General features: G+C 44.9%; 12 protein-coding genes and 1 tRNA gene. 9 read left to right on the top strand and 4 right to left on the bottom strand.

Annotated elements, in window-relative coordinates:
• Nucleotides 1-263 precede the first annotated feature (263 nt).
• From uvrB to ACTTJ8_RS10460, 3 genes are all read right to left on the bottom strand, one after another.
• The gene (gene uvrB, locus ACTTJ8_RS10450; protein ID WP_442721150.1) at nucleotides 264-2,255 is read right to left on the bottom strand and encodes an excinuclease ABC subunit UvrB; all 1,992 of its coding nucleotides are present in this window, start codon (nucleotides 2,253-2,255) and stop codon (nucleotides 264-266) included.
• On the bottom strand, nucleotides 2,252-2,383 hold the full coding sequence (locus tag ACTTJ8_RS10455) for a hypothetical protein (protein ID WP_442721151.1): 132 nt from the start codon (nucleotides 2,381-2,383) through the stop codon (nucleotides 2,252-2,254). Before ACTTJ8_RS10455 ends, uvrB begins: the two co-directional genes overlap by 4 nt.
• Before the next feature lie 132 nt (nucleotides 2,384-2,515).
• Nucleotides 2,516-2,728 (bottom strand): bacterioferritin-associated ferredoxin, encoded by a 213-nt coding sequence (locus ACTTJ8_RS10460; RefSeq protein WP_442721152.1) that lies wholly within the window; start codon nucleotides 2,726-2,728, stop codon nucleotides 2,516-2,518.
• Between the two features lie 185 nt (nucleotides 2,729-2,913).
• Between ACTTJ8_RS10460 and ACTTJ8_RS10465 the strand changes: the two genes are divergently transcribed.
• The 5 genes from ACTTJ8_RS10465 (at nucleotide 2,914) to ACTTJ8_RS10485 (ending at nucleotide 6,533) form a co-directional block, all read left to right on the top strand.
• Nucleotides 2,914-2,997 (top strand) — tRNA-Leu (locus ACTTJ8_RS10465).
• 153 nt (nucleotides 2,998-3,150) lie between these two features.
• Nucleotides 3,151-4,971, top strand: coding sequence for a signal peptide peptidase SppA (gene sppA / locus ACTTJ8_RS10470; RefSeq protein ID WP_442721153.1), 1,821 nt, complete (start codon nucleotides 3,151-3,153; stop codon nucleotides 4,969-4,971).
• Between the two features lie 45 nt (nucleotides 4,972-5,016).
• Nucleotides 5,017-5,487, top strand: a complete 471-nt coding sequence (locus ACTTJ8_RS10475; protein WP_442721154.1) for a flagellar basal body-associated FliL family protein — start codon at nucleotides 5,017-5,019, stop codon at nucleotides 5,485-5,487.
• 13 nt (nucleotides 5,488-5,500) lie between these two features.
• Nucleotides 5,501-5,881 carry a hypothetical protein gene (locus ACTTJ8_RS10480; protein ID WP_442716778.1) on the top strand — a complete coding sequence of 127 codons (381 nt, stop codon included), beginning with the start codon at nucleotides 5,501-5,503 and terminating at the stop codon, nucleotides 5,879-5,881.
• A 4-nt stretch (nucleotides 5,882-5,885) separates the two neighbouring features.
• The gene (locus tag ACTTJ8_RS10485; RefSeq protein WP_442721155.1) at nucleotides 5,886-6,533 is read left to right on the top strand and encodes an RNA polymerase sigma factor; all 648 of its coding nucleotides are present in this window, start codon (nucleotides 5,886-5,888) and stop codon (nucleotides 6,531-6,533) included.
• Between the two features lie 261 nt (nucleotides 6,534-6,794).
• Here the strand turns inward: ACTTJ8_RS10485 and tyrS are convergent, their stop codons facing one another.
• Nucleotides 6,795-8,015, bottom strand: coding sequence for a tyrosine--tRNA ligase (tyrS, locus tag ACTTJ8_RS10490; RefSeq protein WP_442721156.1), 1,221 nt, complete (start codon nucleotides 8,013-8,015; stop codon nucleotides 6,795-6,797).
• Nucleotides 8,016-8,464: 449 nt separating this feature from the next.
• Here tyrS and ACTTJ8_RS10495 point away from each other — a divergent pair, with 449 nt between their 5' ends.
• The 4 genes from ACTTJ8_RS10495 (at nucleotide 8,465) to ACTTJ8_RS10510 (ending at nucleotide 10,797) form a co-directional block, all read left to right on the top strand.
• On the top strand, nucleotides 8,465-8,782 hold the full coding sequence (locus ACTTJ8_RS10495) for a PadR family transcriptional regulator (RefSeq protein WP_442721159.1): 318 nt from the start codon (nucleotides 8,465-8,467) through the stop codon (nucleotides 8,780-8,782).
• A complete protein-coding gene (locus ACTTJ8_RS10500; RefSeq protein WP_442721157.1) occupies nucleotides 8,779-9,318 on the top strand; it encodes a DUF1700 domain-containing protein in 540 nt (179 codons plus the stop codon). The genes ACTTJ8_RS10495 and ACTTJ8_RS10500 overlap by 4 nt, the downstream gene beginning before the upstream one ends.
• 65 nt (nucleotides 9,319-9,383) lie before the next feature.
• A complete protein-coding gene (locus tag ACTTJ8_RS10505) occupies nucleotides 9,384-9,623 on the top strand; it encodes a PspC domain-containing protein (RefSeq protein WP_442716782.1) in 240 nt (79 codons plus the stop codon).
• Between the two features lie 259 nt (nucleotides 9,624-9,882).
• Nucleotides 9,883-10,797, top strand: coding sequence for a DUF4097 family beta strand repeat-containing protein (locus tag ACTTJ8_RS10510; protein WP_442721158.1), 915 nt, complete (start codon nucleotides 9,883-9,885; stop codon nucleotides 10,795-10,797).
• The last annotated feature ends 207 nt before the right edge of the window (nucleotides 10,798-11,004 follow it).

Below are 11,004 nucleotides of genomic sequence, written 5' to 3' on the forward strand. Positions count from 1 at the left end.
CTCCTCTACTCATATCCTCATTTTATCACGTCTTTATACTTTTGGGACAGCCCCTTGCAAGTTTAAGCGGCAACGCCGCTTAAACATTGGCACAGATGCTGCTGGTTTAAACAGAAGCGAACGAGTTAGATGCCCCTGCCGCAAGCCTTTTGAAAATAGACGGCGTAGATACAAGGAGGTAGGCAAAAAAGTACCGCAGGCGTATCTATGATACGTTGAGGACACTTTTTTGCCGTACGACGCAGTAGATATGCCGTATATTTTCAAAAAGAGCCCAATCTTTTAATCTCTTCAATCTTATCGCGGATAACCGCCGCTTCTTCAAAGAGGAGCATGTCGGCGTATTCCGCCATCTGTGCTTCGAGCTTTTTGATAAGCTTTTTGCGGTCGGCGGGGTTCAGAATATTAAAGCTGTTGACAAGCGGCTCGGTTTCGGCGCGGGCGGCTTCTTTTTTGATTTCCGTTTCGCGTACCAGAATATCCTCGATGGATTTTTTTATGGTTTTAGGCGTAATGCCGTGCTCGTCGTTGTATGCTTGCTGAATTGAACGGCGGCGGGTGGTTTCTTCTATTGTTTCCTTCATCGCGTCGCTGATACGGTCGGCATACATCACTACGCTGCCGTTAGCATTACGCGCCGCCCGCCCGACAATCTGTACGAGGCTGGTGGTTGACCGCAAAAAGCCGATTTTATCCGCGTCGAGGATGCCGATAAACGACACTTCCGGCAGGTCGATACCTTCCCGCAGGAGGTTAATCCCGATGAGCACATCGAACTCACCCGCCCTCAAGCCTTTGAGGATTTCTACCCGCTCGATGGTTTCCACCTCGCTGTGAATGTACTTTACCTTTAAGCCCAGACCGGTGAGGTAGTCGGTAAGGTCTTCCGCCATCTTCTTGGTGAGGGTGAGGATAAGACTCCGCTCATCCTTTGCGATACGCTTTTTCACCTCACCGTAGATATGCTCCATCTGCCCCTCGCTCGGATGAATTTCGATGAGCGGGTCTAAAAGACCGGTCGGGCGGATGAGCTGCTCAACAACGCGGGTAGAATATTGCAATTCTTTCGGGCCGGGCGTTGCGGAAACAAAGACCGCCTGATTGAGCATTGTTTCAAACTCGTTGATTTTGAGCGGGCGGTTATCCAGCGCGCAGGGGAGCCGGAAGCCGAAATCTACAAGGTTCTGCTTGCGGCTGCGGTCGCCTTCGTACATAGCGCCGATCTGCGGAAAGGTTACGTGACTTTCATCCATAAAAAGGAGGAAGTCTTTGGGAAAGTAATGAAAAAGCGTTGCAGGCGGCTCGCCCGGCTTACGGTTTGCGATCGGCGCAGAGTAGTTTTCTATGCCCGGGCAATGCCCCATCTCAGAGAGCATTTCGATATCGTATTCGGTACGGGTTTTCAGCCGTTCAGCCTCAAAGAGCTTTCCCTGCACCTTGAGCGTTTCCAAACGGGCATCAAGCTCCTGCTTAATCCGCTCGATGGCATTGGGGATAGCATTCTCCGGCATAACAAAGTGCTTTGCAGGATAAATCGAAAGCTCTTCGTATTCTTGGCTCACTTCGCCGGTCAGCGGGCTAAAGCGGCGGATACGCACAATCTCTTCCCAGTCAAACTCGATGCGGTAGGCTTCTTCCATATATGCAGGGAATATTTCCATCACATCGCCCTTCACACGGAACCTGCCGCGCTCCAACACCGCATCGTTGCGCTCATATTGCAGGCTGATCAGCTGTTTTTTGAGTTTACCGGGATCAACGGTCTGCCCTTTTTCTATGGTGATGCGTAAATCGCGCCATGATTCGGGCAAACCTAAGCCGTAAATGCACGACACTGTTGACACAACGATAACATCCCGCCGCTCCATCAAACTGAATGTTGCCGAAAGCCGCAGCCGGTCTATCTCATCGTTAATCGCAGCGTCTTTTTCGATATAGAGGTCTCGCGCCGGGACATACGCCTCCGGCTGGTAGTAATCATAGTATGAAACAAAGTATTCGACGGCGTTTTCCGGAAAAAAGCCTTTGAACTCGCGGTAGAGCTGCGCCGCGAGCGTCTTGTTGTGGCTGATAATCAGCGTCGGCTTTTGCACTGCCTGAATGATATTCGCCATCGTAAAAGTCTTGCCCGAACCGGTAACACCTTTGAGCGTTTGAAACCGGTCGCCGGCAAGTATGCCATCCGCAAGCTGCCGTATCGCATCGCCTTGGTCGCCCGCAGGCTGATAATCCGCTATGAGTTTAAACTGTTTCATAATGGATGAGATTGTACTGTTTTATCAGCGGTTTGTGTAGTATTCGGTAGACTGATACCTATCCCCAAGGGTACTCGCCGTATTTTCTCTATATGCAATGCACATCCCGAAACGATTTCTTCTTCCATATCTCCTACATCTTACGAATGCTGCCGGTTATTTGCTCGCTTATATGCTGCGCCGAGGGGAGAGGGATTCGTGCCGGAGCGCAATACAGTACGAAGCATTGAGTAATATTCACAAGCCGCATCAGGATATGTTTACTTCAGCCTGCCAAGTACGATTTTGGTTCCCGAATTAGATTTTGCGATGTGTTCTATCGGCAGCTTGAGTTTCCTGCTGAGGATTTCCAAAACCCGCGGGGTACAAAAACCGCCTTGACAGCGCCCGCTATCAGGACGAACCCGTACACCGGTAAAGGTGCGGATTGTTTTGCGGATATCCAGCGATGGTACCGACTTTTTTACCAGCATATCAATCTTCTGTATTCCAGAGTATGTTGCAGAAACATCTTCCCGGTCACCACTGTCTTCTGCAGTAGGTACAGCAATTTGAAGACAGCAGTTGACAAAAGCCTGTTTTTGATTATACTATTCTTATTATTTGTTTGCCGGTTAATATATCAAAATCGTGTTCCGGCATACATGATGATACTTTTGCCCCGGTGGTGGAATTGGTAGACACGCTAGTTTCAGGTACTAGTGCTTTCACGGGCATGGGGGTTCAAGTCCCCCCCAGGGCAAACCTTCCAATATACTGCGGAAACGCACAACTACTTCTCTTCCTTGTTATTCCAATCTCACATTTATATTGAAAAAGGTATTGCTAAAAATTGTATTTTTGAAAATACCTAATAAGAGTTCTCAGTATTTCTATCCCTCAAAAGGAGTTCCTTATGAAAGATAAAAAAGGCGGTTTTTTTTCTGCGTTTTTTCGCGGTTTGAATCTCATCCGTTTAATCATTCTCAATCTGATATTTTTCTTTCTACTATTTCTTTTCATTGCTGCCATCTACAAATATAACCCTGATTCCAAGAAACCGAAAACAGGAATTACTGCCGTTTCAGCAGATTCGGTACTGCTGATTAATCCAGCCGGACAGCTGACCGAAAAACCCGATGAGTTTTTGTGGCACAACTATTTATTTTCCGAAAATACCCCGGACTCGGTACTCTTATCCGATATAACCGATGCCCTCGTTCATGCAGCCCACGACCGGCGTATAACAGCAGCTTTATTCGATCTAACAAGCCTTTACGGTATCGGCTTAGGACATTTTTCAGAGTTAAAAGCAGCCTTTCAGGAGTATAAAGAGTCGAATAAACCGCTCTACGTGTTTGCTCCTGAATACCGGCTCGGAAGCTACTATATTGCGTCCTTCGGCGACCGTATTTTTCTTGATCCCATGGGAGCCGTTGATATTTCCGGTTTTTATAGCGAAGCCCTCTTTTACGGCGGCATGGAAAAAAAACTTGGGGTGCAATGGGATGTTATACAAGCAGGTGCGTATAAAAGTATGGCTGAAACCTATAGCAATACCGGATTCTCAGATGGTGTCCGCCAAAATTATCAGTCGGTTTTCCGGAATCTCCGCCAAACCTATATACAGGACATAGCAGCCAATCGTGCCGTATCAGCGGAACAGTTTGATGCATTCAGCCTCCGGTACCTTGATGCCTTGCGGGCAGCAAACGGCGACAGCGCGCAAGCAGCATTGAATGCAGGCTTGGTAACCGATCTTGCCACCTATGAAGACTGCTGTGTTGAACTCGACATCCTCGACGAAACCTATCGGATGTCAGACCGTGACTATATTGTCTACACTGATTATAACCGAGCATTCAAAAAGAAAGAAAGTGAAAATCAGATCGGTATTATCCACTTAAACGGAGCGATTTCCTCATATAGCAATACCACAAACGAAGCTGCGGACAGCCCATCACTTATCGAACTTTTTGATCAGGCTGCCGATGATGATTCGATAAAAGCCATTGTCTTGAGAATAGACTCAGGGGGCGGGGAAGTCAATGCATCGGAAGATATCCGCAGAAGTCTGGAGCGTCTTTCTAAAAAGATTGGAAAACCGGTGATTGTTTCCATGAGTGATATTGCAGCTTCGGGAGCATATTGGATTGCATCATCTGCGGATTACATTTTCAGCTCACCCTACACCATTACCGGTTCAATAGGGGTGCTTTCTGCAGCGCCGAACATTCAGCAGCTGCTGCAAAACTACTTCGGTATTACCTCCGATGCAGTCAGTGCGGAAAGCCGCATTCCCTCCTCCTTTTTCCGTAGCATGACGGAAGAAGAGCGGCAACAATATACACTGGAGATTGACCACACGTATGACGTGTTTCTGGATAAGGTCTCACAAGGCAGAGGACTCCCGCTTAAAACCGTGGAAGAACTTGCGCAGGGGAAGATTTATACCGGTATACAGGCAAAAGAGCTGCAGCTTGTAGATGAGCTCGGCGGTTTTGCCGATGCAGTCCGTTATGCAGCAACAAAAGTAGGTATACAGGAGAATTACTCCTTAAAGCTGCTCTATAAAGCTCCGCCGGTTACCGATGAAATTCTCAAAAGCCTCCTTACGGCGCAAACCCGTCTCTACAGTGCAAGCGATTTGCAAACATTCCATGAATTGCTTCAGCTCCGTTCCCGGAAAGGCTTTTATGTCTATACCCCCTTACGGATTCCGAGAGAAGAACGGTAAAAACGCTTTGCCCAGAAGCTCTTTTTCTGATATACTCTTATAGATATGAGCATTTATCCGTCGGATACATTATTTAAGCTTTTAAGAGGGATCGTTCTTGTGCTGATTGCTGCCATTGCAATCGGAACACTTATTGCCTTTATGAAAAAAGGGCAACCGGTACCGCAGCAAAAAAATCAAACTGCTGATACCTATGTACCGCCGAAAGAATATGCCTTGTACGGAGACCTGGGACAGCTGCGGGCACTCACTGCTGATAATCCGCCAATTACCGTTGTACTAAAACCATTTCTTGAATATAAAGCGTCAGATACGGCATTTCAAGAAGAGTTGGTCAGCCATAAGGGACTCCTCAAACAGGCGATTCTGGACTGGTTTTCACTCGAAAGCGCTTACCGGCTCAGCAGTGAGCTGCCGCAGGACATCAAACAAGCATTGATGAGCTGTATTAACCGGCAGCTTGTCTTAGGGCAAATACACAATATCTATTTTGAGGAATTTGTCATATTGTATTAAAGGAGGTGCTGCAATGGTTGCAGTTCAAATCATTATAGCTGTTATTCCCATTGTAGGGATTGTTATGGGGAGTACCCTTATATTTTTCTACTTTTTATGGCGGCACCGGCAAATTATGCTTCAAATAAAAACAAATACCTATATCCGCCCGGTTTTTAATATGTATCTTTTTTGTTTGTTATTGGGCATTACCTTAACGGTTATAGGCTGTGTATTATTCGGTTTATTCTATATCATTGCGGGTGTCGGATATATTTTACTCGGAGGTCTTATTCCATTGGCGATTGGCATCAGCCTTACTATTTTTTATGAAATTACCCGCCGCAATAGTATAAAGCAGAACAGAGTTTCAGCTCCAGAATCGAAACATGCCGCCCCCGTAATAGAGGAATAACACGGTGGAACAGAAAAAAAGTGCCGCCTCTTTTCGTAACATACAAGGTTCTCGGGCACTGCAGGATTATGAGATATGCAAAGCAGTACTGAACGGCGACACACAAGCCTTTGCGGTTTTAGCAGCGCAGTACCAAAAACGAGTATATATGCTTGGATTAAGCTTTTTTAGCACTCCGGAAGACTGTGAAGATTTTGTGCAAGATGTAATGCTCAAGGCATACTCCGCTCTTGGTACGTTTCGGGCAGAGGCTCCCTTTGTAACATGGCTGATGCGCATTGCGTATAATACTGCATTAAATTCAGTACAAAAACGGCAGCGTTATACATCACTTGCGGAAGGCGTAGAGGTTCAATATAAGGGTGATAATCCAGAAGACAAGCACCTCAATGAATGTGTAATCTTATCAGTACGGGAAGCGGTAAACAACCTGCCCGATAACTACCGGATATGTATTGACCTCTATTTTTTCTATGATATGAGCTACACCGATATTGCAGCAATCACCGAACTGCCGCTGAATACTATTAAATCTCATATTTTTCGGGCAAAAAAAATATTGCGCGAATACCTCAAAGAAGACCGAACGATTTTTGAATATACGCATCGAGGCTCACTATTGCCATATAAGATAGTGAGACCGCAGCTGTAAGAAAGATTCGATACTTCCACGGATGCAGCAGCCCGCAGCAAATTTTTGCGCATGTTTTGGATATACTAGATATGCTATTACAGGCTGCCGATATTAAACCACAGTTTTCGGCTGTTTTGCGGTTGTAGGATACTGCTTAAAGCATACATCCGCCTAACGCACACGTGTACGAGCTTCTCCGCTCTTATATACGCTGCCCGGTATATCCCGAAGTGCGTTACCATCTGAATACCGCCGGCAGCATCTGTTTCGTACTGCCGGTTACCGCGTTACTAATCGGATAAATCGTTTTTTACCAGCCCGCAAAATCAGTTCACCGGCTTCATCGAGCATGGCAGCGGCGGTAACGGCTTTCAGATCGGTTACTGCGTTCCCTGCAACGAATGCCCCACCCTGCTCTATCAGCCTGCGGGCATCGCTTTTAGTGCCGCATAAACCGCTTTGCACAAAAAGATCTATTACCGGCATACCGCTTTCAATAAGACTGCGCGCCAGTTCTACTGTCGGCATTGCACTTTTATCACCGCCGCCGCCGAAAGCAGCCTTTGCACCGGCAAGAGCAGTATCCGCTTCTTCTTTGCCGTGAATTTCTTTGGTAACTTCCCATGCCAGCCGCTCTTTTGCCTCATTGATATTACCTGCACAGATACGGTCAATTTCATCAATCGGCAAGAAGGTAAACAGCAGCATAAAGCGGCGCACATCAGCATCGGCAACATTCCGCCAGTATTGGAAAAAGTCAAATACGGAGGTCATCTCTTTATTCAAAAAGAGTGCGCCTTTTTCAGATTTTCCCATTTTTTTGCCGTCGCTGCGGGTAATAAGCGGAAAGGTAAGCCCGAATACCTCATCTCCCGTCTTACGGCGGACAAGATCAACACCTGCTACAATATTTCCCCACTGGTCATCCCCGCCGATTTGCAGATTGCAGCCATGCTTGGTATGCAGCATTAAAAAATCGTAACTTTGCAGCAGCTGATAGTTAAATTCAAGGAAAGAAAGCCCCGTTTCCATACGCAGCTTGTATGCTTCAAACGAAAGCATCTTATTCACAGAAAAACATGAACCGATATCACGTAAAAAATCAATATAGTTGAGGTCAGCCAGCCAGTCCTTATTGTTTGCAGGAAAGGCTGTTTTTCCATCAAAGCCGATAAACTTGTCGAGCTGCGCTCTTATTTTTTCAACATTTTCATCCAGTTGCTGATAGTCCAGCATCTTGCGCATTTCTGTTTTACCTGAGGGATCACCGATTCTGCCGGTACCTCCGCCAATCAGCGCAATACCTATATGACCGACCTCCCTCAAATGCCGAAGCGCAAACTGAGGCACCAGGTGCCCAATGTGTAAGCTGCCGCCGGTAGGATCCGTACCGATATAAAATACAACAGGTTCCTTATCCATCAATGCGGATAAGCCTTCAATATTCGTACATTGCTGAAAAAATCCACGGTCTTTTAAAATCTGTAACGCCTTATTCATACCTCGAATAATAGCCTTTTTTATAAATAAATGCAAGTTTTTAGGTAAGGCTTTAATATAAGGAAATGCTCAAACTACAAGTAAACCCGTTCGAAAACTGATCTTTCTGAATAGGTCTAGTCTATAGGTTGATACTATGCGCCCTCATCTTCTACACGGCAACAATACGGAAAAAGCTGCCCATATAGCCCTGCCCCCTTCAGACTGCTGAAACTAGGAACAAAGCCGTGTGCGGATCCGTCCGATAATCTTTTCATTCGTCGGAGGGTTCATACTCACAAGCCGTGTCGGTGGTGCTGATTGTTTTATGATTTAATATATTATACTTGACAATATATTATATTTGCAATAATATCATATTCGTTATTATGAATAACTAAAACAATAGGGTATCTCTAAAAATCTAACCAAGTTTTTAGAGCGACCCAATCACATCTCAGGAGGAAATGGTGCTTTTTTCAATTAACTCAGGATTACTTGAAGCCTGTGTGCTGGCACTCCTGAGTACGGAAGACTCTTACGGCTACAAACTAACCCAGGATGTAAAAGATGTTATGTCCATCTCCGAATCAACCCTGTATCCGGTTTTAAAACGCTTGCAAACTGCCGGTTTTTTGAAAACCTACGATATGCCTATTGATGGGCGCAATAGAAAATATTATCGTATAACCTCAGCAGGAAAGCGGCAGCAGCAACTGTATTTTGAAGAGTGGGCATCATATAAAGCGTTAATAGAGAGAATCTTTAAAGGAGCACAGCACAAATGACCCGTAGAGAATTTATGACCGACTTAGCATCAAGGCTGAGACATCTCCCGCAAGAAGATTTCCGCGCAGCGTTGCAATACTACGAAGAATATTTTGAAGAAGCCGGAGTTGAAAACGAGCAAGCAGTAATAAGCGAACTCAAAAGCCCTGCTCACGTTGCATCCCGGATTTTATCAGACTATGCTGTTAAAGAAGCTAAAAAAGCTCAAGCATCAACACGAAGCGGATGGCGGGCTTTTTGGTTTACCATCCTGGCAATTTGTGCAGCTCCTGTCGCAATACCGCTTATTATTGCTGCGGTTGTTACTATTGTAGCCCTTGGATTTGCCGGACTTGCGGTTGTCTTTGCGTTGATCATTGCAGCAGGAGCAGTTTTTATCAAGGGTGTCGTTTCCTTGTTCTTCGGCACAGCTTCTGCGGTATTACTTTTCGGCAGTGCATTAGTATTGGTAGGCTTTGCATTACTCATCTTTTACGGCATGAGCGCATTAATCGCCGGTATCGGAAAACATATCAGAAATAAGTCAGATAGATAGATATACATCTTTCAAAGCTCGTTTGCACTGAAAAAGAGGTTCATAACACATATTGGAGGTTTATTATGGAAAAGAAATTGTATCGCAGTCAAAGTGATAAAAAACTATGCGGTATATGCGGCGGAATCGCTGAATACTTTGAAATCGACTCAACAGTCATCCGGCTGCTCTGGGTACTTGCAACGCTCTTCTTTGGAAGCGGAATTCTCTGCTACGTTATTTGTGCATTGATTATGCCTATCCAAAAAGACGAGCCGCTGGAATATGAATATGTCCGGAAAGGAGAAAACGGCACAGACCGCTAGGAGAATGCTTCATGCTCACTATTATGCTTCTTATGTTTTTATTTGCTCTATTTGGGATAGGTTGGTTTGTTCTCGCTCTTGCAAGGGGCTTGCTTTCACTCTCTTTTAAGATACTAACGGGAGGTATTATGCTGCTGATCATATTGATATGCGGTATACCACTCTTGCTTGCAGGATTATTTTTCGGCGGGGTAGCATTATTATTCTAGGAAATCTCTAAAGAACTATCATTTTAAGCGGTTCCCTGTAGGAGACATATATGAAAAAAAGGATAATCACAACACTAGTAATCATAGGAACAGGCGGTTTACTCATCATTATTGGACTTATGATGGGGGGCAACGTTAAAAAAATTTTCTATAAATACGACGATGAGGGGTGGAATATGGATGATGAGCATAAAAGTGTTGCATTGGCAGCAGATATGCATGAAGTGGAGATAACCTCTGACGGTTCAATAGTAAAACAGCTAAAAGCAGATATTTCTTATGCCGCACTGAGAATTGAACCGCACGATAAGCAATCGATTGCCTACAGTATTACCAATAATACAAAAAGGATTGGAGCAGCCGTACAAGTCGAGGGGAAGACCTTGAAGATTAGCACAAAAAAGAACCACAAGTGGCATTGGAATTGGCTTTTCGTAGGGGGGAACGCTGAAAAAGGAGGCAGCTCTAAAACAGTTATCACAGTTAAGATACCCAAAAATACAGTCTTTGATACCGTTAGTATGGATATTGGAGCAGCATCGCTGATTCTTGATGGTTTTACAGTTGCAGAACGGTTTACACTGAATACAGGTGCCGGAGAAGTAACTATCAAAGATATTACCGCATCCAATGTAAACATTAAAACAGGAGTAGGAGAATCAACCTTTCGGAATTGTACCTTTACCGATACTGTTTTAAACACCGGAGTTGGAGAAACATCTTTTGAAGGAAAAATTTTAAAGAATTTGGATATCAATGCAGGAATCGGTGAAATCGATATGCAGATAAACGGGAAAAAGACCGATTATTCGATCAATGCTACCACAGGAATCGGCTCAATACTGATAGACGGACGCAATGCAGCAGGAATAGACTCGACTTTCCGTGTCAACAATCAGGACTCGCTGCATACTATCCGTATTAAAGCCGGTATCGGGGAGATTGCGATCAAATTTATTGAATAAGAAGATACAATCCTTCTCCGGCACACAACGCAGAAGGATTAAAACCTCCGCACGAATAAAAAGAAAATTATAAAATAAAGCATGCTAAATACTTGACACTATTTTATTTTTACGGTATAAGTATATTCTGTTGTGAGTCAACTGAATACTAATGTCTCCTTCGTCTAGTGGTTAGGACATCGGGTTTTCATCCCGACAACAGGGGTT

The organism is Treponema sp. (assembly GCF_052169735.1).
Taxonomy (GTDB): Bacteria; Spirochaetota; Spirochaetia; order Treponematales; family Treponemataceae; genus Treponema.